This is a genomic window from Chitinophaga qingshengii (assembly GCF_014529935.1).
Lineage (GTDB): Bacteria > Bacteroidota > Bacteroidia > Chitinophagales > Chitinophagaceae > Chitinophaga > Chitinophaga qingshengii.
Genome location: NZ_JACVFC010000004.1, coordinates 478,065 through 503,276, shown reverse-complemented (window position 1 = coordinate 503,276; position 25,212 = coordinate 478,065). Strand labels below are relative to the sequence as shown.

Below are 25,212 nucleotides of genomic sequence, written 5' to 3'. Positions count from 1 at the left end.
TAGCATCACTATGAAAAATGACCATCATTTGTTAAGCATGAATTGCGCAACAAGCTTTTTATTAATCAGCATCAGGCAAATATGAAAGCAAGAATCCTATTGGTGGAAGATGATGAATATATTGGTGCAGTTACAAAGAAGCGGTTGGAAGAAGCGGGCTACGATGTTGTGCACAGTATAGACGGCCAGGCCGCGTGGGAACAGTTCCAGTTACGCACTTTCGATATTTGTTTGCTCGACGTGGTAATGCCCAAAAAAGACGGCCTCACGCTGGCGCAACAGATCCGCACGGTTAATGACCACATTCCGATTCTCTTCCTGACTTCCAAAAATGAAAAAGAAGACCGTATAGCCGGCCTGCGGACCGGTGCTGACGACTATATCAGCAAACCATTCAGCATGCAGGAACTGATCCTGCGTATAGAAGTGTTCCTGAAAAGAACACGGAGCCAGATCGCCAAAAGAAGCACCACCTTCGCGATCGGTAAACTGATGTTTGATTATGAAGACCTCCGCCTGTACAATGAAACAGGTGAAATCTCCATTTCCCTTACCCAGAAAGAAGCCGAACTGCTCAGATACCTGTGCGAAAACCCTAACAAAACACTGAAAAGGGAAGATATCCTTTCTCATGTATGGGGAAAAGACGACTACTTCCTGGGCCGGAGTATGGACGTTTTTGTGACCAAACTAAGAAAACACTTTAAGTCAGATCCGCATGTAAAACTGGAAACACTACACGGTGTCGGATTCCGGTTCAATATCCCTGTGAAGTCATAATACTACAGCTGCGCCACTATCTGTTCCTGGATAACTTTAAACTCCTCCTCTGACAGTTTCAGCTTGCCGCGCGAAAAATTCATGTCTTGTACGGAATTAATCGGAATCAGGTGCATGTGCGCATGGGGTACTTCCAACCCTACCACACTCACTCCCACCCGGTTGCAAGGTACCACCCGCTCAATAGCCTGCGCTATCGGCTTGGCAAATACCAACCACTCCCTCAATAAATCATCCGATACGTCAAAAAACTTGTCTGTTTCCACTTTGGGAATGACCAGCGTATGCCCTTTCATTAAAGGGAAAATGTCCAGAAATGCGTAAAAATGCTCGTTTTCAGCAATCTTGTAACTGGGAATCTCGCCTTTAATGATCTTGGTGAAGATTGTCATATTTGATTATTTTGATATTTAACTATTGGATACGGGTTTTCCATTTCCTGATAAAGGGATTTGCCCCCAAAATACCGAAATCAAATAACTAAATATAAAAATGAAAAAATGCCCAATAAAAAAGGGGTTGCAGTGATGCAACCCCTTCGATATTGTGCAACAGCATGGGGTTATGCCGTAATACTCTCAATCTTGAATTTGATCACGCCATTGGGCGCCTGTACATCCGCAACGTCACCTACCGTTTTACCCAGCAGCCCCTTCCCGATGGGAGAAGTAACAGAGATCTTACCCGCCTTCAGGTCTGCTTCTGTTTCAGAAACCAGCTGGTAAGTAACAGTTTTCTTATTGGCGACGTTGGTAATAGTAACCTTACATAAAATAGATACTTTGGATGTATCGATGGCGTCTGCACTTACAATACGGGAAGTGGCAATAGCAGCTTCCAGTGTCGCGATTTTAGCCTCGTGTATACCCTGCGCTTCCTTGGCGGCATCATATTCGGCATTTTCCTTCAAGTCTCCCTTTTCTCTTGCCTCGGAAATAGCACGTGCAATTTCGGCACGACCCTTTGTTTTAAGGATGCTAAGTTCGCTCATCATTTGGTCCAGGGTTTCTTTCGTAACGTAGTTTATGCCAGACATAACCTGCTTGTTTTTTATGGTTATAAGAAAAAAAAATCAACGCCTCCATTTGCACAGAAGCGTTGTTTACTGGTGTTATTGCAAATATAATAAATTTTGGAGGAAAGAAAAATAAAGCGCCCTTCCGAATTAAATCAATTGAAAATCAACAATTTAATTCGGAACGCTGGTTCCAGGGATCAGAACCTACAGGATGTTCAGCTTCTCTAACACGATGCGCGCCATCTTAATGCTCGCTTCATGGGAGTAACCGGCTATATGTGGCGTCACCACTACATTCCGGGCGTTCAGCAACCAGTTCAGCTGCTCTTTTTCTGCCGGCGTATAGGTGCTCATTTTTTCATTTTCCAACACATCAAGACAGGCCCCACCGATAAGACCCTGCTGCAGCGCCGCTATCAGGTCAGTATTGTTCACCAGCTTGCCCCGTGCGGTATTCATAAACCAAACCGGCTTATTAAAAGACTGGAAGAAAGACAGGTTGGCAATATGCAACGTCTCCTCTGTCAGCGGCAGATGCAGGCTCACCACATCGGCATTGGTGAAGATGTCAGTCAGACTGGCCTCTTTTACATCGGCCGTACCGAAACCTTTCTTGTACTTATCATAGGCCAGGATATTCACATCAAAACCTTTGAGCTTACGGGCAAAGCTGCTTCCGGTATGACCAAAGCCGATAATACCCACCGTCCGGCCATTCAGCTCAAAACCGCGGTTACCGTCGCGCTCCCAGATACCTTCCCGCAACTCCAGGTTGCTCCGCAGGATATTGTTGACCAGGCAAAGCAACATACCAACTGCCTGTTCACCTACAGCGTCCATATTCCCTTCGGGACTGCTTACACAGTGTATCCCCTTGCTTTCGGCATAAGGTACGTCAATCAATTCCATACCGGAACCCAGCCGGCCTATCCATTGCAACTGCCGTGCATGGTCGATAATATTTTTATCTACCCGGATACGGGTGGTCACAATCAGTCCCACACAATCCTGGATGGCGCTGTAAACTTCATCATAAGAGATGGAAGGTTCATATACAATCTCAAAGCCTTTGCTCTGTAACTGGTCTGTTAAATATGGATGTACCTTGGCGGTAATTAATACTTTTCTGCTCATATCATCTTATGGGATAAGGCTGCAAAATCAGCAACAGTCAATTCTTCGGCCCGTTTGGTAAAAATCGGGTCCTGTAAGGTTTCCTTGTCAAACAAAGGTTTCAACGGATTACGGAGCTGCTTGCGGCGCTGACCGAACGCTGTTTTCACCAATACGGTGAACTTCCGTTCGGAAGCTATGTCTGCCGGCTGCTCCAGCCGGGTAAGCCGGATCACGGCCGACTTCACCTTAGGCGGCGGATTGAAACAATTTTCATGTACCTCAAAAAGATACTCCACCTTATAAAAGGCCTGCAACAACACACTCAGGATGCCATACTCCTTGCTGCGATGGGCAGAAGCAATACGGAGCGCTACTTCCTTCTGGAACATCCCTACCACTACATCTACCTGCTCCCGCCATTCCAGCAAACGGAACATGATCTGTGTAGAAATGTTATACGGGAAATTACCGATGATCCGGAACTGACCTTCAAAAGGCAACGCGGTATCCAGGATGCTCTCGTTGATTAGCTTGCCCCGGATGGCAGGATAGGTTTTCTCCAGATAGGTCACCTTTTCCTTGTCCAGCTCCACAGCCTTGAAATCAATGCCCGGCAGCTGCAACAGGTACTTCGTGATGGCTCCGCCACCCGGACCCACTTCCAGCACTTGCTGGCCTTCAATTACAGGTAAGGACTCCACAATCTTCCTGCACATATTCTCATCTGTGAGGAAATGCTGTCCCAGCGATTTTTTTAATGTATACATGCGTGGCTGCAAAGATAAGCCTGTTTCTGCCAAAGCGGTAATATTTTCTCCCGCAAACTGGCTATATTTGCCTTTCATTGGAGGCATTATCAGTATGAGTAGTACACAAATCAACAAACCGGTTATCGGCATCACCATCGGTGATATCAACAGCATTGGCGCAGAAATCATCATCAAAACGTTCCTGGACGCCAGGATGATGGAATGTTGCACGCCGGTGATCTTCGCATCTAATAAAACCATCAACTTCTACCGGAAGCTGATGAATGAAAACAACTTCAACTACCAGTCCATCAAGGATTTCACCCGCCTGAACCACAAACAGGTGAACGTGTACAACTGCTGGGAAGAAGAGGTGCAGATCACACCGGGGGTACTCAATGAAGCTGGTGGCAAATACGCCGCCCGCGCCCTGGAAGTAGCCATCCAATGCCTGAAAGAAGGGCATGTACAGGGTTTGGTAACTGCCCCGATCCACAAAAACAATATTCAAAGCGAGCAGTTTAACTATACCGGTCATACACCTTACCTGAAAGCAGCCTTCAATGCGAAAGACGTACTGATGTTTATGACGGCAGACAATATGCGGGTGGGCCTCCTCACCGAGCATGTGCCCATCGCGGAAGTGTCTAAGTTTGTGACCAAAGAGAATATCCTGGCCAAACTGCAACTGATGAGAGAAAGCCTCGTAAAAGATTTTGGTATCGATAAACCCCGCATCGCGGTATTGGGCCTTAATCCCCACGCCGGCGACGAAGGACTGATCGGTAAAGAAGAAATTGACCAGATCGCACCGGCTATCCGGCACGCGAAAGGTAATGGTATCCTTTGTTTCGGGCCTTACAGCGCCGACGCGTTCTTTGCACGGGAAATGTATGCCCAGTTTGACGGGGTACTGGCCATGTATCACGACCAGGGACTGATTCCGTTTAAATCCCTCGCCAGCGGCGAAGGCATCAACTTTACAGCGGGCCTCAATATTGTCCGTACTTCACCGGACCATGGCACCGCCTTCGATATCGCCGGTAAAAACCTGGCAGATCCTCATTCCTTCAGACAGGCCATCTTTACCTGCCTGGATATCATCGAACAACGGGAACGTTACGCCGAAAACACCCGTAACCCCCTGAAGAAAACTGAACTGGCTTCCGAATAGCGCCTATCCTTTTGACTTGCCAATCTTCAGGTAAGCCTGGATAGCATGTACATAATTCTCAAATGCCTTTTTGCCCGCAGGCGTAATCTTACACAACGTCTGCGGATAATTATCCCTGAACTGCTTGACAACTTCTATATAGGAAGCATCCCGCAATTTGTTGATCTGCACACTCAGATTGCCTGCTGTTGCATTCGTCCGCTCCTTTAGCAGCGTAAACTCCGCCTCTTTTTCACTCAACAAAATATTCATGATTGCTAACCGCAATTGTGAATGCAATACCGGGTCCAGATCCTTAAAATCCATATTATTTATATATTTAGATATTTTATTATTTTATTATTGGATTGACGGATTTTGGGATTTACGGATTTCGGGATTCATATAGCGAAGACCAGCATTTGATGAACTTAGATCTCAACAAATTATTCCTGATTATGAATCCCGAAATCTCGAAATCCGTAAATCCGTAAATCAAATAGCCAAATTTTAAAATTCTTAAATTTTAAAATCTTACTGCGCTTTGGTCAGCAACTCTTTCGCATAAGGCTCACCCCAATGAGGCGCGATATTGCTTTCCGGTTTAAACGCTGCATATTTCTGCAGGGCCGTTTCCAGCATTGTTTTAGCTTTTGATTTGCTACCGCCGAACTGTTCGGGGGTAAACAGCAAAGATTGTCCCAGTAACAGGTACACACGTGGATTTTCCGTGTTATAGGTTTTAGCCAGTTCAATCTGCTGACCGGCTTCCATACCATATTTCATACCTCTGCTGGCCGGATCTACCATCAACCGGGCAGATGCTACAAGTGAACGGATACAGGCGATCTCTGAATTTTTAGGCGCCAAAGCATCGGCTTTATCCAGATTGGCGGCAGCTTTATCCGCCAGTTCATCGATCTTGCCTTTATCCTGGCCTACAAAGCAGGACATTACCTGGCAGTAAGCGGCATAGTAGTAAGGCAGCCACTGTGTTTTTTCTGCTTCGGCGATACGTTCAAAGGTGTTGATTTTGGCGACCAGCGCATCAGGGGCAAAAGCTGCACTGCTGTCCAGATCGGACACCTGTTTGTTCATGGCGTCCTGGAATTGTGCGGATTGCGCTACAGCGGCTGTAGCCAGCCCGCCGATCATAAAAAGGGAAAGGAGTAAACGTTTCATATGTATGTGTGAATTATAAGTTATTAATAACGTCCTGTCTTCTGTCGATACCGAAGTTCATAAACATTCCCAGGAAAATGAACCGGGGCACGCTCGGCGTAATCTCTCCGCGACGCAGCCCGTCACTGGAATAACGATAACCGAATACCTGTTTATTTCCCGGCGCATTGCTTACACTCAACACAAAAATGGTAAAGGCCTTCCGGATAGTCGTCAGATAACTGGCGCTCACCCCTACTGCATGATAATCGATCGTCTTGTCCGACATGAATTTATCTGCCGGCAGATTAGGATTATAATAAGGGCGACCGGTAGCAAAAGTATAGGTCAACCCGATATTGGTGCTCAGCTTCGGAATAAAATGTTTGTACACCAGGCTGGCAGTATGGGTAGCGGCAAAGTCCGGCTGCACTTCCTTCGGATAATTCAGGTAATCCCGTTTGGTATCCAGGTAAGAATAGGATATCCAGTAGTCCACGTTTTTGATGGTTTTACGGTCCCGCCAGAACAGTTCAATTCCTTTCGCATATCCTTTTCCGTTATTGTTGTAGCCGGGCACGGTCTTTACAAGATCTGCATATTGTTTGTAAAAAATTTCTGTGCGGAAAGTATAATCCGTGGCTACCCGCTGATAACTGGCAATGTAATGGGTCGCTTTCATATAGCCGAGCCCGTGATCAAAACGGATATACTGCGGTTCCGGCTTCTGGTAATAATCGCCATAGGCAACGGAAAACTGGCTGTAGTTATCCACTTTATACGCCAGCGACACACGCGGCGCCAAATTCATTTTAGCCAGTACAGAGGAGTATTCCGCTCTGCCGCCTACGCGGCCTACAAAACTGGGGGTGAAATAAATATCCGCTTCGGTAAACGCAGCGGTGTAATTATCTGCATAGTTGAACGGTCTCCGGTTGTAGGAAAACTGTTCGACGGCATACTGGTATTCACCGCCAAAACGCAGTGCGGAAAAGGGGCCCAGGTGGCGGGTGAGCATCACGCGTGACTGGGCCAGGGAAGAACGGACCCGTATATCGGCCGGGATCTGGTCTTTGCCAAGTGTATCTGTGGTGATATTATCACGGTTGGCGCTAAACGAAGCGCCGACGTATAAACGCCAGTCATCGCCCAGGTTCTCCCGGTAGGTCATATTCGTATAGAGGTTGCCGTTACGAACCTGGTAGGATTCCGTATTTCCCGGGTATTCAATGCTGGGTGAACTGAAGCCCATCTTACTCCAGTTACCGTAGCCGTAAAACTTGAGCATGCCGGTGGAAGAGGTTTTCCGGCGGAAATTCAGGGAGGTACCAATAATCTCCGGACCCAGGTTGGGTGTTTGTTTAGGCTTCACCACCTGGAAATAGGGCGCCAGGTTAGTATAATCTCCTTCTACACCCCAGGAAGTCTTTTTGTCGTTGGAAAGGTTCTCCACACCGGCACTGGCGCCGATAACGGAAACGCCTATACTGGAGGAGGAACGTTGCGGCAAATCTGTGGACTCCAGTACCAACGCGGAAGACAGCGCTTGTCCATATTGGGCGGAATAACCACCGCTGCTGAAGGTGGTGCCTTTAAAGAGAAATGGTGAAAAACGCCCACGGCCCGGTACATCCGGTAAACTGGAAGAGAAAGGATTTCTCACCAGCATACCATCGATGAGTGTTTGTGTTTCGTAACCGGTACCACCGCGCACAAAGAGCCCTTCGCGGTCGTTGGTTTGCTGCGCTCCCGGCAGTGTTTTGATGGCGTTCACAATGTCTGCGCCTGCTCCCGCCGTAGTGACGATATCCAGTGGTTTTAATACTGTTCCCTTTTTATCATCGCTGGCTTCAAAGCTGCCAGCGGAGATGGTTACCACCCGAAGCGCACTCACAGCATTCTTTAATATAACCGTCAGCTGCTCCGCACTTGCTGTATTGATTTTTATTTCCAGCGGCTGATAGCCACTCAAGCTGGCCGTCAGGATGCGTTCCCCCACTTCAGCGGTAGTAAAGGCGAAGCTGCCATCTGCTTTGCTGGTGGCGCCGTCATACGAACCTTTGATGTATACGTTCACACCCGGTAACGGATGTTTTTTGTTGTCCGTCACTTTGCCGCTGATCTTATGTTGCGCCAGCAGCACCATCGGAGAGAATAAAAAGAATAGGTAGAGGTTGATCCTGAACATACTTTTGGAGTTAGGCAACCTGAAGGTAAACTAGTTTATGATATAAACAAAATTATTTAAAAATATTTTTATATCATATTGATTACCAAATTAAAACCCGAAGCAAATGCCCCGGGTTATGGTGTTCAATGTTTTTCCCTTCAACGGAACGGCGTTTATTTCGTTCGTTTCTTTTTAGGTGGATGACCGTGTCCTTTGGGGTGTTTTACCGGATGGGGCCGGGGTATCTCTTTTACAGCAGGTGTGGGACAAATGGATTTATATACCGGTGTAGACCCATCCCAATTTTTGGTATCAAACGCCACACTTTCTATATGATCAGGATAGTGCACCCGGATAACATATTCTGCATCAGGTTCCAGCTTCGCTTCTATTTTCCCCGAAGGCGGCATAATCATGTAGCACCAACCCATATCCCTGGTTTTGTTGTACAGGTAAACACAGATTTCGGTACGGGCGCAGATATCCACGGTAAGGGGTATACGCAGTAACGGCACTGGTAACGGCCTCAGCTCCGGCAACGCCGGCGGCAGGTTGAAGCTGTAAATATCATCTCCCCCTTTACCTCCGGGCCTGTTGGATGAAATAAAGCCATCCCGGCTGGTTTGCGGCACATAGTAAAAATCATCTGTGCTGGAATTAAAAGGTGGCAGCAGGTTTACCGGCGTACTCCAGGTAGCCCGGTTACCGCTACTGGCAAATACATCGTAGCCTCCTAAACCAGCTTTGCCTTTACTGGCATAATACAGCATATCGTTGGCCCCTGTCACCGGGAATGCGTCATCATCGGCGGTATTGATGAGTGAGCCACAGTTCTGCGGTTTTCCCCAGGTATTGTCGGCCTGTTTTTCACAGTACCAGATATCAGTTTCCCCGCTGCCACCGGGCATATCAGAGGCTATATACAGAATGTTACCGGCTTCATTCAGCGCTGCATGTCCTATCGAGTAGTCGTTACTGTTATAGGGGAACGCCACGGGCGGCTGCCACTTGTTCTGTTGCCTTACAAACACCAGCAACCTGAGTTGTCGGGTACCATATACCGGCCTTTCCTTTTTATTGTAAGGCACCCGGCGGGCGGGATCAGTCACGGTAACATAGGCGGTATCACCCCCTGGCGTAAAACACACCGGGCCTACGTGATAAGGATAGTTATTGATCACGGCAGAGAAATCTTTCACATAACCGATACCGGATTGCCCGTCTTCCGCTTCATACAACTTACCGTAACCGGCGTTATTACGGCCATAACGGCGACGGGTACCCTTAATATACCATATATCTTTCCGCACACTATCTGATACAAACACCACATGGTTACCATGCCAGGTAGTACCCCAATCATTTTTACCGGTGTTAACACCCGTTTCATTTCTTAGTTGCACCGCCCCGGGAATTCCCGACCAACGGGCAGCGGAGTCACAACCGGCGATACGCGCGGCTACCCGCTGCTTATCGGGATATTGGGCAAATTGTTGCCGGGCTTCCTCATAACGGCCCAGGCATTTCAGCATATCTCCATAATGCAGCCGGGCTTCTGTGTTTCCCGGATTGTCCTGCAATAGCTGAGCATACCAGTAAGCCGCTTTATCATACTGGTTATACAACCGGTAGGATGTAGCCAGTCTTTCTTTGATCTCTGCGGCATGTTTGCGGCCCTCCCGGGTACGCAGCAGCCGCTCATACAATCCCGCCGCCTGGGCATATTCTTCCCGCCGGAAACGGATATCGGCTGTTTTACTGATGGAAGGTTGCTCCTGGGCAACGGCCGTTATCGTAATGCTACACAGTATACCTGCCGTGAAATAATTGGTCAGTGTTTTTCTCATGCCTGCGATATTTTAGAAGTACCGGGGACTCCGGGTACGGGATTCGTATTTTTTGCTGTTGAACAGGAAACCTACGGAGATCTCATGCGATCCTTGCTGATAACTGGCCATCTTGCTGACGGTGATGTCGTACGCATATCCAATACGCAATTGTGGCGTCGCATAAAATTCCACCAGTACACTGGCAGCATCCAGCTGTTCAAGGTCCTTGGCCAGCGCCGGTTTGCTCCAGAGTTTGACGCCGGTGCGATAGGAACCGCCTACCCACAGACGGTCTGCAATCAACAAAAATGCATTCAGGTCCACGTTGGTAGGACCTTTAAAATCTTCCTTCACCAGTATCGACGGTTTTAGTTTAAGGTTCTCCGATAAATTCAGCAGATAACCGGCGGTAACATACAGGTGCTGTGTTTTACGCAGGGTATTGTAATTGTATCCACCCCAGTAGTAGTTAACATTGGTGGTATAAAGAGAAAACAGGTCCATCACAGAAGCGCCGATATAAAACTTCGGCGTATAATAGTACACCCCGAAACGGGCGTCCGGTACTATTTTGGAGGTTTTCCCCAGCGGAATGCTCTGGTCCAAGTCATCCACATATTTCAATGCGGTACCATCTATGCTGTATTGGGTGATACCGCCGCCTAAGCCGATACAAAGGCGTTTGGTATCTTCCTCATCCAGCGGAATACGATAAGAGTAAAAACCGTATGCCGACAGATTCTCCTGTGGCCCCAGTTTGTCCAGCATGACCTGTGCCCCTACTCCTACCCTTTCGTCTTTGGCGTTGGTAAGACCATCTATCGATATCCCCGCGGTCGTCGGCGCTCCGGGGAAGTCCACCCACTGATGGCGGTAGATGGCATTCAAATACCAATCCTGTTTGTATCCTGCGTAGGCAGGGTTTACACTCAGGCCATTAAACACATACTGGCTGAACTGCAAATTCTGTTGTGCAGTGGCGGGTAGTAACCCTATACAGCCGCATACAAATAGTAATAATCGCTTTGTCATATGTGTGGACTGATTTTTAAAATTGATTACCGGAGTAACTGTATCCAGCCTTTGTACGATCTTTCTCCATTCGCTGTATTCAGTTTCAACACGTAGTAATAGGTGCCTTCACTCAATCCATGCCCGTCCCATTCGTTCTGATAGTTTTTAGATTGATATACCTGGTTACCCCACCGGTTATAGATAAACAATGATGAATTTGGATAACGGGAGATACCGATGATCATGAACCGGTCGTTTTTACCGTCACCGTTAGGAGTGATAACGTTGGGGATGAAAATATCATCGCCGGATACCGTTACGGGCTGCGTAGTGGCGGTATTATTGGACAGATCCGGGTCTTTTACGGCACTGGTCACGGTAGCTGTATTCACTACTGTTCCGGTGTTGTTAATGCGGGCAGTCAACTGTGCGGTGGCCGTTTGTCCGGATGCCAGTACCGGGATTTCCCACACAACAATTCCGGATACTGCATCATAATGCGTGATACCGGCGCTCACATCAATGCCACCAACGAGACCAAGGTTACCGGATAGTGTATCCCTCACAACGATAGATTTGGCTGAATCCGGACCTGCATTGGTCAGTGTTATGCTGAACACCGCCTTGCCTCCTGTTTGCAACGGCTCATGATTCATCAGCACTTTTTTCAACTGGAGGTCCGCCAGTTTCAGGTATAGCCGTTGTGCCACTTTTGTAACAACGGTACCGCTTGTATTGTTGGCTGGATTGGTATCAATTGCACCATTCGGGGCTGTAATGGTGGCCACGTTATTGAGGGTTACCGGTGCCGGCACTACGCCGCTGATGCCCAGCCTTACCTCGCCACCGGCCGGGAAATTGCCGATAGTGGCTGTCACCGTACCGTTGCTGACATTCACCTGCACATCGCCTGCACCACCGCTGAGTGTAAGCACTGCACCACTGATATTATCGATACCGGCAGGCAATACATCGGTTACCACAGCGCCATCACCGGCTGCCAGGCCATTATTACGGGCAGTGAGTACATAATTGATAGTATCGCCACTGCTAAGCATTGGCGGACCGTTTTTAGCGATGACCAGGTCCAGGTTCCGCTGCACCGTGGTGGTTGCGGTAGCCGTAAAGTTTTTGCCTTCTGTAGTCGCTGTTGCGGTATTGGTGAGCACACCGGCAAAAGCAGGATTGATACTTCCTTTCACCGCGATGTGTACCATATTATCGCCTCCTGCGGGTATCTGAACAGATACATTCACGGTGTTGCCGCTACCAGTGCCGCCGCTCAATACCTGTGCTGCGCCGGTTACTGTGGTAGTCCAGCGTACACCGGTAATGTTGGCCGGTACCACGTCCTGCACTGTTACCTGGCTGAGATCGCTCAGGCCGGGATCGGAGACGATGATATCATATTGGATACTGTCGCCCGCATTGGCGGTACGCGGCGCTACTTTCACCAGTTCTACGGAGTTGGTTTTGATAATGCTGGTCTTCACGGTATCGCTCATGAACTGGCGGCCATCGGTAGTGGTGAGTATCGCGCTGTTAACGATACCGCCGGCTGCCGCATTGCTGCTGAGCTGTCCATTGATGATCACCCGGATGCTGTTACCTGAGCCGGCGTTGATATTGCCGGTTACGTTTACATTGTTGCCTGTACCGGTGGCATTGGCAGTAACAACGGCATCACCGGTGGCAGAGGCCTGCCAGGTCACCTTTGTCAGTCCGGCCGGTACCAGGTCCGTAATACGGATACCGCTGGCATTGGACGGCCCCTGGTTGGTGGCTGTGAGCACATAGGTAACCGTACCGCCGGCATTGGTATTAGCCGGACCTGTTTTGGTGATATTCAACCGGGCCTGGTTATTCACAACCGTCGTCACAGATGACGGATATACCTGACCGTTATTGTCGGTGGTTTGTGCGGTATTGACAATCGTACCGGTAAAGCCGGGATTTACCACACCGCTGATCATTACCTGTATACCGTTACCCACGCCTGCCGGCACATTACCGGTGAAGGAAATTTGCTGACTGGTACCGGATACCGGCGTACCTGCAGCCAGGGTTGCGGTACCCTGTGTAACGATAGTCCAGGATACCTGTCCTATTTGTGCCGGTATCAGGTCTTTCACGGTCGCGTTGATCAGGTCAGACGGACCGTTATTGCTGAGTTGAAGCGTGTACAGCAAATTACTGCCGGCAGCGGCTTTAGCCGGACCGGCCTTGCTGAACACAACACCCGGTTGTTGTACCAGTTGTGTTAACACACTATCCTGTGCCACCACACCTCCGCCATTGGTCACCGTGGCGATATTTTTCACGATACCGCTGGCGTTAGAGGCGATGGTGCCTGTAACGGTCACCAATACACTGTGGCCCGCACCTGCCGGTATATCAGCGCTGAGATTGACATTGTTGCCCGTACCGGCAGCAGCGCCGTGTATTACAACGCCGGAACCGGTGGCGGTCCAGGTTACGTTGGTAACCGCCGCCGGCACCACGTCTGCAATGGAGATATTCGTCGCATTGGAAGGCCCGTTATTGGTGACCTGTAAAGTATACGTGATACCACTGCCGGCAGCCAGGCTATCCGGCCCGGATTTACTGATTTGCAGGGCAGCCTGCGATGTAACGGTAGTCACTACCGGCGGCGTATTAACGGTATTGCCGCCGAAAGTATAACTGGCGGTGTTGGTCACGGTACCGGTTAATGCAGGATCGGTATCTCCTTCTATGGAAATCACCACACGGTTAGCAGCGCCCGCAGGTACGCCCGCAACGAGGGTCACATTACCAGTCTGATCAGACACATTACCGCCCTGTATAGTAGCTGCACCAAACGCCGTTGCAGACCAAACCGGGTTCAATAACTGAGCTGGCAGCAGATCACTTACCTGGATACCCGCAGCATCACTCGGGCCTCCGTTACTGAGCACCAGGTTATAACTGATATGCCCGCCGGCAGCCACAGTAGCCGGACCGGATTTGGTCAGCTGTACCGATGCTTTGTTGTATACACGGGTAATCACTCTGTTGGAAACAGTGGTCACATTATTTAGTGTAGCCGTTGCCGTATTACCAACCGTATCGGCAAAAGATGCCTGCATCCTGCCATTGATGGTAATATGGATGAAATTGCCGCTTCCCTGGGGGATGTTGGCCACCAATGTTACATTACCAACCTGGTTTTGCAGGTTTCCACCATTGATCGTGGCGGTGCCGCCAGCGGTAGCCGACCAGTTGACCTGCTGCAACGGAACCGGCAGTACATCTGCAATTTGGATATTGGTAGCATTGGATGGGCCATCATTATACACATCGATGGTGTACGCCATCATACTACCGGCAGCCACGGAATCAGGACCCGCTTTCACGATCCGAAGTTTACTCAGCTGCGTGAGGATGGTGCGTGCCGTATCTGTTACAGGCACGCCATTAGCCGGTGTTATGGCTGCCACGTTGGTAATAGTGCCCGCATTGGCGGCAGCATCTATCTGACCATTCACCATCACCATGATGGTACCACCCGCCGGAACATCTGCCTTGAAGTTAACATTACCACTGTTGTTGGAAATATTGCCACCGGCAATGGCCGCGCCGTTGGCAGCGGTGGCTGACCAGGTGGCCTGTTTCACTTCCTGCGGCAACACGTCGCTGATAGTGGCTCCCACAGCGGTAGACGGACCATTATTGGCAATAGCGATACTATAGGAAATATTACTACCCGCAGCAATAGTAGCCGGACCAGATTTGGTAATCACCAATGCTGGTGTATTGTTGATACGGGTATCTACCGTGTTGCTCAGCAGGCTTCCAGCCACTGCCCGGTTACTGATAGTACCACTAAAGGCAGGATCAGTTGTACCGTTGATCGTTACGGTTACCTGGCCATTGGCCGGGATATCAGCTGTCAGATCAACGCTATTACCGGTGCCTGTACCCGGATTGGTAATGGTAGCGTTAGTAGCAGCACCGCTCCAGGTAACATTGGTAACCGCTGCCGGCACGGTATCCCGGATAACAACTCCAGTCGCATTGGACGGACCGTTGTTACGTATCAATAGCGTATAGCCAATACTGTTACCTGCTGTAGTAGTAGCCGGACCAGATTTGACAATGCTGATACCTGTCGAGGCTGTCACCACGGTATTCACGGTAGCCACAGCCGGCAATGGATCAATAACACCGGCGGGCGGCATGGCAACAGCCGTGTTCACCAGTGTTCCGGTGAAGCCCGGATCTACCACACCTTTCACATGAATAGCTATTTCTCCGCTATAAGCCGGAATATCTGCTGTCAGCGAAATATTATTACCAGATCCGCTGGCACTGGAAACAGTGGCATTAGTGGCAGTGGCCGTCCAGGTAACACCGGTTACACCTGCAGGTACCACATCCTGGATGCTGGCGCCCATAGCATCAGCCGGACCGTTGTTCGTTACATTAATCACATAATCGATCGCCTCTCCGGCAAACATGGCGGTGGGACCGGATTTGGTGATACGCAGGTCCACGGAGCGGTTTACGGAGGTTGTCACGGAACTGGTTTTAGTTGTACCTGTCACCACGCTAACTGTATTCACAATAGTGGCACCGGCGGTAGTTTTCACAGTACCGTTAATAGTAATGGTGATCATACCGGTATTGCTGCCGCCGAGCATACCTGTCAGGCTAATGTTATTACCTGTGCCGCCGGTTTGCGATACAGAAGCGGTACCTGTAACGGTGGCCGTCCAGTTGTTGACGGTAATATCCGCCGGTACTGCGTCAGTGATGGAGATACCGGTGGCATCTGAAAGACCGTTGTTACTGAGCACAATTGTATACGTGATCGGATCATTTACATTCACCGATGCCGGACCTGATTTAGAAACCTGTACTCCAATATCGGTAGTGATGGCAGTAGAAATACTGCTGCTGTTATTACCCGGGATGGTTTCTGTCACATCAGCCGGAGGTGTTACCGTAGCGGTATTGCTGATAGTACCGGTAGCTCCCGGATTCACTGTACCGGTAATCGTTACCAGGATAGCGTTGCCATTGCCCGCTTTAATATCTCCATTGATGGTGATCGCATTACCGGTAACCACCGGCGCATCGGCTATAGCATTCCCTGTAACGGTAGCCGTAACATTGTTGAGGATAATATCTGAAGGCACAACATCCGTAATAATAGCATCCGTTACATCAGATACACCACGATTGGTGATCAACAGCTGATAGGTAATATTCTGGCCCGCATCAATATTAGCCGGACCTGATTTCACCATCACCAGGTCAGCCTGACGGCTTACCGCAGTAATAGCAGTAGCATTCACCGGTTGCGGGTTGTCAACACCTGCCGGAGGTGTTACGGTGGCAGTATTGGTAATATTGGTACCACTAGTGGTGGATGGATCTATTTTTCCTTGTACAGTGATGACAATGCTGCTGGTATCTGCCGCCATATCAGCTGTTAGATCCACATTACCGGTGCCGCCGGCTGTAGAGACAGTGGTATTGGGCCCGGTGGATACCGCTGTCCAGGTTGGCGACAGAATATCTGCCGGAATAGCATCATGAATAGCCACTCCTTTCAGGTTGGAAGGTCCTGCATTGCGCACGGTCACCACATAGGTGATATTAGCACCTGCGGCGGCAGTACCCGGTGCGCTCTTCACTATCCGCAGATTAGCGCTGCGGCCAACAACCGTATTAACGGTAGACGATACCGGTGTTTGACCGGTAATCGCTGCGGTAGCGGTATTTGAAAGGCTATTGCCGGCAAAGTCAGGATTCAGTTTACCCGTTACCGTTATATCGATGCCATTTCCGGTGCCAACGGGAATATTACCAGTCAGTGCCACGTTACCCGTACCACTGGCGGCACTTACTGTAGCGGTACCGGAGGCGGCAGCTGTCCACGCCGGTTGCAGGATAGCCGGATCCAGCACATCATTGATGGATATGTTCGCCGCGTTGGAAGGCCCGTTGTTGGCCAGGTGAATAGTATATTTTATGGAGTCCCCTGCAAAAGCACGGCTCGGGCCATTCTTCACAATATCCAGCATGGACTGGCTGTAAACGGTCGTCACAGCGGTATCACGGCCCGGCGCCGGTTGATCGGCAGAAGAAACATTAGCCACATTGACCAGGGCAGGACCGGTATAATTTGGATCGACTGTTCCTTCTACCACTACCAGGGCACTGCTGGCCGGACTGCCGGCCGGCATATTGGCATTAATCACAATCTGGTTACCGGTACCGCTCTGACCTGCGGTAATCACGGTGTTCCCAAAACCAATCACATCCCAGGTGACATTGTGAATAGCGGCTGGTACAGTATCACGGAACTGTACACCATTAGCATCTGAAGGCCCGTAATTCCTGAAACCGATCAGGTAGGCAATATGCGCACCTGCTGCAATCTGGTCCGGACCAGCTTTTATCACCGACAGCGCTACTTCTTTCACTACATGGGTAGTCGTTGTATTGGAATTCACCGGCGGTTGTCCGGCGGCGGTAGCCGTTGCCATATTGAGGATACTACCGGTAAATGCCGGGGCTACCGTGCCTTTGATGGTAATGATCATCATATTACCTGCGCCGGCGGGGATAGTACCGGTAACAGGTATATTATTGCCTGTCCCTCCGGTCGTCTGCAAAGTAGCCGTACCACGTGCTTCGGCAGACCAGGTGATGTTCTGTACCATAGCCGGTACGGCATCGGTTACCGTAACACTGGCAGCGTCAGAAGGATCCACGTTGGTCACCGTCAACGTAAAGGTGATAGCACCTCCCGCAGCAACGGTATCCGGAGCAGTCTTCACAATCTGCAACACCGGTTTGTTCAGCACTGCCGTTTTAACGGTATCGCTCCACACGGTATCTTTTGCCTGCATGGCCACATAAGCGCTGTTAGGCAATGTATCGGCAAAGCCGGGAGCTACGGTACCGCTAACGTCTACGAATATATGATTACCTGTGCCGGCAGGCAGATTACCGGTAACGAGTATATTATTTCCTGTGCCGGTATTCCCGGTCAAAACTATGCCATTGGCGGCGACAGTGGTGGTCCAGGTTACCCCGGTGATCTGCGCTGGCACCACATCCTGAATCTTCAGATTACGGGCATCAGACAGGCCATAATTGGTAGCTACCAAACGATAGCTGATTTGTTCACCCGCATTGAGTTGAGCAGGTCCTGTTTTGGTAAGGGATATTACCGGGTTGTTGAGTACCTGGGTGGATACTGTACTTTCTACTGCAGGCTGTCCTGTTACACCGGCGGTGGCGATGTTTACCAATGTACCGGCAGCAGCAGGGCTCACCGTGCCGCCAATTGTTATTACTACCTTACCGGTACCTGCCGGTATGTTCGCGATTACCTGTTCCGGGCTGCTACCACCAGCAGCGTTACCAATGATCATTGCCCCTCCGGATGCTACCGCCTGCCATTGTATATGTTGAATAATAGTCGTGTCAAGTATGTCGGCGATGCGCACGTTTTGCGCATCGGAAGGACCGGCATTGGTCACTGCCACCACGTAGGTGATCTGGCCTCCGGCCGATATACTGGCAGGCCCGGACTTACTGATCTGCAATTGTGGCTTATTCACCACCTGCGTATTAACCGTATCAGACATCACCGGCGGCAGTCCGCCTGCAACACCTGCGGCAAAGTTAGTCAGCACACCGGTAAAGGAAGGAGCGACAGTGCCCGTGATTGTTATCAAAATCGTATTCCCGTTACCGGTAGGAACATTACCGGTTACCTGGACATTGTTACCAGTACCGGTAGCGCCGCCGGTAACCGCCGCGCGGCCATTGGCAGTAGCTGTCCAGCTAACATTGGTCAATGCCGCAGGTACCGCATCAGTAATCACGGCACCTTGTGCATCAGACAAGCCCCCGTTGCCAACAGCTACAGTATATGTCAGCTGTTGTCCTGCGGCAACGGTATCAGGAGCACTCTTACTCAGGCTGAGTGCCGGCACATTCTGTACATTCGTCGTCACCAGTTCAGATACTGCCGTATGTCCGCCACCGGCGTCTGCTGTGGCCTGGTTCCTGATTTGACCGGTGAAGGCCGGATCTATCTTACCACCAATAAATATCAAAATGTAATTGGTGTCTCCGGCAGGAAGATCTCCCACCACATGTGCCACATTACCCGTCACATCTTTGGAAATCACTTTAGCCTTTCCAAAGGCGGTAGTGCTGATGGAAGGATTTGGTATAGCCGCTGCCAGGGTATCTGCCAGCGCTACATTATAGGCGTCGGACGGGCCGGTATTATATAACTTCAGAATGTACAGCATGGTGCCACCGGCTGTTGCACTGGTTGGTCCCTGCTTCGTGATCACCAGTCCAGGGTGTTGATTGATGAGTGTTTTCACTTCGTTGGAATTCACCGGTTGCTTACCCGGTACCGTTACCGTAGCGGTATTCACAATATCCCCTGTTGCACTGCTCATCACCGTACCTGTAACGGTAATCGTTACCTGGTTGGCGGCGCCGGCGGGAATATTGGCATTTACACTAATGGCGTTACCGGTACCGGTAGCGCCGTTGTTGATCAGAGCGGCACCGGAAGCCGTAGCCGTCCAACGGACATTACGGACAGAGTTTGGCCCTACCAGGTCTGTGATAGCAGCATTTACGGCATCAGAAGGACCGGTATTGCCTACCGTGATGGTATACACGATGTTAGTACCTGCATCAATGTTAGCCGGACCGGATTTTTGTACTTGCAGGCCAGGCTGTGTGATGATGGCTGTTTTATTGATGGCCCTGGCCGTATCAATATTAGCCAGTATAGCCGTGGCCGTATTGACCAGGGTGTCAGTGGCGCTCGCACTCACTACGCCATTCACCTGTACCTGTACAATGTTGGCTGCACCAGCAGGAATATTGACAGTGGTACGTACGGTATTACCACTACCGGACACCGGTGCACCCGTAGCCATAGAAGCCACGCCCGATGTGGTCACATTCCAGGTCACACTTTGGATGGTAGCCGGCACCAGGTCTTGCAATACAATACCGGTAGCATCTGAAGGACCCGCATTGGTCAGGTTGATGAGATAACTGATACTGTTACCCGCTACCACGGTACCGGAAGCAGGACCAGCTTTGGAGATCGTCAGACCGGTTTGTTTGTTCAGCACGGTATTCACTGTATTGGAAGATACCGGCGTTTTACCGGTTGGCGTAATGGTGGCAGTATTATTAAAACTGCCGGTAGCAGCGGAACTGATCAGTCCTTTGATCGTTATCAATACCGTATTACCGCTACCCGCCGGGATACTGGCAGTGAAATTCACGTTACCCGTACCGCTTGCCCGGCTTGCTGTCGCACTGCCTTGTGTGGTCACTGTCCAGGATGCATTTTGTACCGGCGTAGGTAAATTATCCGCCACCACTGCATTGATCAAATCAGATGGCCCATTGTTATTGATCTGTAGCTGATAAGCGATAGTATCTCCTGCAACAGCTTGTGCAGGGCCGGTCTTCGCAAGGGTAATACCATATTGCAGATCAGGGTCATCGGTATCCGTAGCGGTATTACGCACGGGATTAATATTCGTATAGCCGGCAGGGATAATAACGTTCGCCGTGTTCACCAGAGAGCCGGTGAAGCTGGAGGGTATATTTAACGTTAACGTATAAACGATTGTTGATCCTGCCGGCATATTCAACGGCTGGTCAATGGCGCCGGTACCGGAGTTGGTCGGCTGCGCCCCATTAGGGGAAACAGCTGTCCAGGAGGCCACGGTAACACCGGCTGGCAGCGGATCACGGAAAGTAGCCCCCAACAAATCAGAAGGCCCTTTATTGACCACTGTTATTTTGTAGCGGGTGGTGGTACCCGGTACATACAACGGCGTATTATCTGTTTTATCTACGGTTATTTCTACGGTTTTGTTTACCGGCGTTACCACAGAAGCGCTGTCCACACCGGGGTCAATAGCACCGGCCGGCGGTATGAGGTATACAATATTACGGATACTGCTACCACTATATTGTGAAGATACAGTTCCGCTGATAGTAAGGACTACAGACTTTCCGGGAGCCATGGTGAGCCCGCTCCACTGCTGGCTGACAGGATCGTAGGTACCTTCCGATGCGGAGAAAGCGGCACCCAGGAATCCTACCGGCAGCGAGTCCGCCACGGTAATGATCTCGTTTGGCTGAATAGTAGAAGGCCCATTGTTGGTCATCGTTACCTGATAAGTCAGGGGCTGACCAGCCACCACGGAGGAGGGTGTAGCGGTTTTTGCGACTACCAGATCTGTTTGCGCCGCGGTCACCTGTATGATAACCCGGGCGGTAGCGCAAGCGCCCTGGTTGTCGCATACCTGGTACACATAGGAATCTGTTCCGGTAAAACCGGCATTGGGCGTATAGGTAAAGGTGCCATCTGCCCGTTGTACTACCTGTCCATGTGCAGGCGGCGTTACCGGGGTAGTCGTTACCGTTAGTGGCTGATTTTCCGGATCACTGTCATTGGTGAGCACATTACCGCTCACCGGTACATCCCGGGGCGTGGTGTATTGGTCGTCCACCGCAACCGGCGGGTTGTTGGGCACTGTTCCTGTTACACTGGAAGTATTATTGGACTGGTCCGGATCCGGTACGTCCACCGCTGTGGCGAGCAGACCGGTATTGCTGATCACATCACCACCTTTGGCAGCAGTGGATACAGTACCTCTTACAGTGATCACAATTTTATTTCCTGCCGCAAAAGGAATAGCAGCGCTGGCATTGATCATCGGGCCGCTGCCGGAAGCAGGGCTTAAAGACACGCCGGCGCCGGTAGATACGGAAGTCCAGGTGGCACCGCTCATCATAGCGGGTAACGCATCCTGTACGGAGAAGCCGGCAGCATCGGAAGGCCCCAGATTCTCTACTGTCAACGTATATACGAGCGGACTACCGGTTTTATAGGAGTTGCCCGCATCAGATTTGGTGATCTTCAGGTCAGCCTGGCGCCTATAAGTCAGCACCACTGTATCTACCGAAGGAGGGCAGTTACCATTGCTGATCGTCCATGTAAGTGTGGCGCTGGTATTGGGTTGCAGCGTAACGTTTGTATTGGGGTTACCGGCGGTAGTAACCGCAGCGCTGCCTCCTATCACCGCCCAGGTACCGGTGCCGGTAGCGGGAGCATTGGCGCTCATGGTAAAGAGGCCGTTATTATACTTGGTTTGATCAGGACCCGCATTGGCCGCCGCAGGTGCAGCATACACGGTTATCTGTACCGTATCGGCAGTAGTGGCGCAGGCTCCGTTGTTGATGGTCCATATCAGCCGATAAACGCCGGGGACCAGGTTTTGTAAAGCTGTATTGTTTTGATTGGCGCTAACAATAACAGCATTGTTAGGCCCTGCTATCTGTGCCCAGGTCCCCATGCCGGGTGCGGCAGCGTTGCCCGCCAAGGTGGTGGTGGCAACGTTACACAGCGCCTGGTCCGGACCAGCATTGGCCACCGGGCCTGGAGTATTGACAGTCACGACCACGGTATCCGGCGGGGCGGTGCAGGAACCGTTGCGGGTGGTCCATATGAAAGTATAACTACCGGCTATCAGCCCGGTAACTCCGGTATTATTTTTAGCGGTATCGGCAAAGGCGGCCGTATTGGGACCGCTTATCTGTCGCCATCCACCAGTGCCTACTACTGGCGCCGTTGCTGCCATCGTAGTGGCGTTAACGTTACACAGATTCTGGTCAGGTCCGGCAAGCGCCAGGCTGGGGGTCGCATCTATCCTGAGTAGCATCGTGTCCGTGGAGCTGGCGCAGCTGCCGTTATTAATAGCCCATACAAAAGTATAGGTACCTGGTACCAGGTTGCTCACACCGGTAACCGCCGTGTTCTTATTGACGATTGTCGCAGTATTGGGGCCGCTCACCTGTTGCCAGGTACCCGTACCGCTGATGGGGTTATTACCATTCAGCGTGGCGGTGGTGGCGTTACACAACGCCTGATCCGTACCGGCATTAGCGATAGTAGGTTTATTGCGCACAAAGGTGGTGTCCCGCAAAATATTGTTACAACCGCCACCGGAAGGAGCGGCGTCGCATTCATGATTGGGGTTGACAGGCACCGCTACGGTAGGATCAGAGGCATCCACATCCAGGTCGGTAGCAGAACGCAGCAGGCTTGCTTCAAAGATGGCCAGGTCTGCAGGCGCCTGTGTAGTCACCACTACGGAGAACACATATGTAGCGGCTGCGCCACTGGTAAGTGTTACAGAGTCGGTATAGCCCGTGGTACTGTTGGAGCTGCCTACTCCGAAGGTACCGCTGCCGGCAGTAATGGTGCGGCTTACCAGGGAAATATTATTGATGGCCGTAGGCACACTGAAGCTGAACTTTCCATTCACTGCTGAATCGGGACCATTATTCCTGATATTGATCTGTACCTGGTAAGGTGTATTCAGGCAGCCCTGTTTATTGGGGGGTGATACCGACGAAACTACCTGCAGGTCCATATTACGGCGGGTATCCACTACATCTGTAGCCGTATTGTTGGTGGTATTGGCTTCATAGGCGTTGGCCACTGTAGCGGTGTTGGTAATACTGTCCGGCGCGCCTACAGACACTTTTACGGGAATGGTGATAGCAGGATAGGTAGCGCCTGCGGCCAGCACGTCCTGTCGTGTAGCCGTTACCGTTTGCCCCAGAACAGCAAAGCTCCATCCTGTTCCGCTGGGAGTTCCGGCCGTCATACCGGTGGGAATTACATCGGTAACGGTGACCTGGCTGACGTCCGGTTTGGCATCTACGCCTGTATTTTTGATGGTGAGCACATAATTGCCGCTAAGTCCTTTTCGTAAGTTACCATTATGTGTTTTAGTGATAACCAGATCAGGTGCGATGATATTGGTGGAGGCAAGGGAGGTGTCATTCGATGCATCGGGATCTGTAATGCCGGTAGCGGAGGGCGTTACCCACATCTTGTTCGTCAGTGTTTTATTGGCAGGCATAGTCGCCACCGTACCCGTGACCGTAAAAGTACTGGAACTGCTGGCAGCCATATTCAGCGTGGCGTTGGATATATTAGTATTCGTATAGCCGCTGGCGGTATTACCGGCAAAACCATTGTTGGAGAAGCTAACACCGGTCACATTAAATCCATTGGCAGGTGAAAATACATCCTGCATGGGCAGGCCGGTGAGTGCGGAAGTAGTTTCATTGTAGACCGTCATTTTATAGGTCAGGGCATCTCCCACTTTGGCGATGGGTTTATCTACCAGTTTCTGTACCCGTATATTACCGGGTGTGGTGATGATGAGGTTTCGTACTTCGTGGCGGTTATAGGCGCCGCCGGTAGAAGCTGCGAAGCCCAGTTTTAACCGTGCCGGTGGCGGAGAGGTAAGCGTAATGGGGCCAAAGAGCGTTTGCAGGGTTCCTCCGGGGGTGGTGGTAGATTTTACAGTCAGGGTGAACTGCCCGGTACCCGTAGGCAAAATAGCAACCTGCACCCGGCGGTAAAACTGTGTTGGTGTGGGGCGGGTGCTGGTGATCACGTCATAATCCAGAGAGGCGCCCGCGGAGCTGCCGGCCAGGTAAGCGTAAGTCGGTGCTGGTCCCCGGGCGGAGATATAATCTTTATAAAGTGTTCCACAGTTGGCAGACACACCCCCTGTCTTTCCTTCACTGCAATTGGCGTAGTTGCCATATTCATCGATGCCTACCCCCACGTAACCACCAGCCAGACCGGTGTTGCCGGTAGAGGTGGACCCTGCGTATCCCAGGCTGCCGCCACGTGATCCGAGGCTAAAAGTGGCAGCGGTGATATTATCATTAAACAGGAATACGGAGAATCCATCCCCACCACCCAGACCGGGATTGGTACGTCGCCAGGCCACATATTCAAAGTCCATCAATACGCCCAGCGTGGAGGGAAAACCGGCATTCACGAAAGCATATCCAACCTGGTTGCCTACGTCTTCAGTGAGTCGTAACCAGCCTTGTCCTACCGGGTCATCTACACCGGAAGTTAGTTTGGCGGCGCCTCCCAGGGTAATGTTTCCGGCGGAACTACCTTTAAAATCTTCTGTAATGGTAAACTGTGCGCGGGCAGGAAGTGTTAACAACAGGCAGGCATATACGAACTGCCGGGCATCCGGGCGGATGCGGATCATTTTTTTTACCACGCATACGAACAAACGTAGACATACACCCATAGACGCATATTTAGACGGAGCTATCTCAGGCTGGGACACAAACAGTCATAG

The 25,212-nt window shown here is 50.7% G+C and carries 12 protein-coding genes; 2 read left to right on the top strand and 10 right to left on the bottom strand.

Going from position 1 to position 25,212, the window contains the following annotated elements; all coding sequences use genetic code 11:
* The first annotated feature begins 81 nt into the window (after positions 1–81).
* Positions 82–780, top strand: coding sequence for a response regulator transcription factor (locus tag ICL07_RS26460; protein WP_078670371.1), 699 nt, complete (start codon positions 82–84; stop codon positions 778–780).
* A 2-nt stretch (positions 781–782) separates the two neighbouring features.
* Here ICL07_RS26460 and ICL07_RS26455 read toward each other — a convergent pair whose 3' ends face one another.
* The 4 genes from ICL07_RS26455 to rsmA all read right to left on the bottom strand — a co-directional run bounded on the left by ICL07_RS26455 (position 783) and on the right by rsmA (position 3,759).
* Positions 783–1,172: an HIT family protein gene (locus tag ICL07_RS26455; RefSeq protein ID WP_188091063.1), complete on the bottom strand. Its 390-nt coding sequence runs from the start codon at positions 1,170–1,172 to the stop codon at positions 783–785.
* 170 nt (positions 1,173–1,342) lie between these two features.
* The gene (greA, locus tag ICL07_RS26450; RefSeq protein WP_188091062.1) at positions 1,343–1,816 is read right to left on the bottom strand and encodes a transcription elongation factor GreA; all 474 of its coding nucleotides are present in this window, start codon (positions 1,814–1,816) and stop codon (positions 1,343–1,345) included.
* Between the two features lie 186 nt (positions 1,817–2,002).
* The gene (locus ICL07_RS26445; protein ID WP_188091061.1) at positions 2,003–2,932 is read right to left on the bottom strand and encodes an NAD(P)-dependent oxidoreductase; all 930 of its coding nucleotides are present in this window, start codon (positions 2,930–2,932) and stop codon (positions 2,003–2,005) included.
* Positions 2,929–3,759, bottom strand: a complete 831-nt coding sequence (gene rsmA / locus ICL07_RS26440) for a 16S rRNA (adenine(1518)-N(6)/adenine(1519)-N(6))-dimethyltransferase RsmA (protein ID WP_246485173.1) — start codon at positions 3,757–3,759, stop codon at positions 2,929–2,931. Before rsmA ends, ICL07_RS26445 begins: the two co-directional genes overlap by 4 nt.
* A gap of 16 nt (positions 3,760–3,775) precedes the next feature.
* Here rsmA and pdxA point away from each other — a divergent pair, with 16 nt between their 5' ends.
* A complete protein-coding gene (pdxA, locus tag ICL07_RS26435) occupies positions 3,776–4,837 on the top strand; it encodes a 4-hydroxythreonine-4-phosphate dehydrogenase PdxA (protein WP_188091060.1) in 1,062 nt (353 codons plus the stop codon).
* Positions 4,838–4,840: 3 nt separating this feature from the next.
* Here pdxA and ICL07_RS26430 read toward each other — a convergent pair whose 3' ends face one another.
* From ICL07_RS26430 to ICL07_RS26405, 6 genes are all read right to left on the bottom strand, one after another.
* Complete coding sequence (locus ICL07_RS26430) at positions 4,841–5,143, bottom strand: winged helix-turn-helix domain-containing protein (RefSeq protein ID WP_188091059.1); 303 nt, start codon at positions 5,141–5,143, stop codon at positions 4,841–4,843.
* Positions 5,144–5,350: 207 nt separating this feature from the next.
* A complete protein-coding gene (locus ICL07_RS26425) occupies positions 5,351–5,998 on the bottom strand; it encodes a hypothetical protein (protein WP_188091058.1) in 648 nt (215 codons plus the stop codon).
* A 13-nt stretch (positions 5,999–6,011) separates the two neighbouring features.
* Complete coding sequence (locus tag ICL07_RS26420; RefSeq protein WP_188091057.1) at positions 6,012–8,165, bottom strand: TonB-dependent receptor; 2,154 nt, start codon at positions 8,163–8,165, stop codon at positions 6,012–6,014.
* A gap of 155 nt (positions 8,166–8,320) precedes the next feature.
* The gene (locus ICL07_RS26415; protein ID WP_188091056.1) at positions 8,321–9,994 is read right to left on the bottom strand and encodes a tetratricopeptide repeat protein; all 1,674 of its coding nucleotides are present in this window, start codon (positions 9,992–9,994) and stop codon (positions 8,321–8,323) included.
* A gap of 12 nt (positions 9,995–10,006) precedes the next feature.
* Positions 10,007–11,008 (bottom strand): PorP/SprF family type IX secretion system membrane protein, encoded by a 1,002-nt coding sequence (locus ICL07_RS26410; protein ID WP_188091055.1) that lies wholly within the window; start codon positions 11,006–11,008, stop codon positions 10,007–10,009.
* Between the two features lie 26 nt (positions 11,009–11,034).
* Positions 11,035–25,161, bottom strand: a complete 14,127-nt coding sequence (locus ICL07_RS26405) for a T9SS type B sorting domain-containing protein (protein ID WP_188091054.1) — start codon at positions 25,159–25,161, stop codon at positions 11,035–11,037.
* Between the last annotated feature and the right edge of the window lie 51 nt (positions 25,162–25,212).

Excerpts from the sequence above, each read along its gene's own strand:
- ICL07_RS26425 (WP_188091058.1), bottom strand. The coding sequence starts at position 5,998 with ATGAAACGTTTACTCCTTTCCCTTTTTATGATCGGCGGGCTGGCTACA.
- ICL07_RS26445 (WP_188091061.1), bottom strand. The coding sequence starts at position 2,932 with ATGAGCAGAAAAGTATTAATTACCGCCAAGGTACATCCATATTTAACA.
- ICL07_RS26415 (WP_188091056.1), bottom strand. The coding sequence starts at position 9,994 with ATGAGAAAAACACTGACCAATTATTTCACGGCAGGTATACTGTGTAGC.
- ICL07_RS26455 (WP_188091063.1), bottom strand. The coding sequence starts at position 1,172 with ATGACAATCTTCACCAAGATCATTAAAGGCGAGATTCCCAGTTACAAG.
- rsmA (WP_246485173.1), bottom strand. The coding sequence starts at position 3,759 with ATGAAAGGCAAATATAGCCAGTTTGCGGGAGAAAATATTACCGCTTTG.
- ICL07_RS26430 (WP_188091059.1), bottom strand. The coding sequence starts at position 5,143 with ATGGATTTTAAGGATCTGGACCCGGTATTGCATTCACAATTGCGGTTA.
- ICL07_RS26410 (WP_188091055.1), bottom strand. The coding sequence starts at position 11,008 with ATGACAAAGCGATTATTACTATTTGTATGCGGCTGTATAGGGTTACTA.
- ICL07_RS26405 (WP_188091054.1), bottom strand. The coding sequence starts at position 25,161 with ATGGGTGTATGTCTACGTTTGTTCGTATGCGTGGTAAAAAAAATGATC.
- greA (WP_188091062.1), bottom strand. The coding sequence starts at position 1,816 with ATGTCTGGCATAAACTACGTTACGAAAGAAACCCTGGACCAAATGATG.
- ICL07_RS26460 (WP_078670371.1), top strand. The coding sequence starts at position 82 with ATGAAAGCAAGAATCCTATTGGTGGAAGATGATGAATATATTGGTGCA.
- ICL07_RS26420 (WP_188091057.1), bottom strand. The coding sequence starts at position 8,165 with ATGTTCAGGATCAACCTCTACCTATTCTTTTTATTCTCTCCGATGGTG.
- pdxA (WP_188091060.1), top strand. The coding sequence starts at position 3,776 with ATGAGTAGTACACAAATCAACAAACCGGTTATCGGCATCACCATCGGT.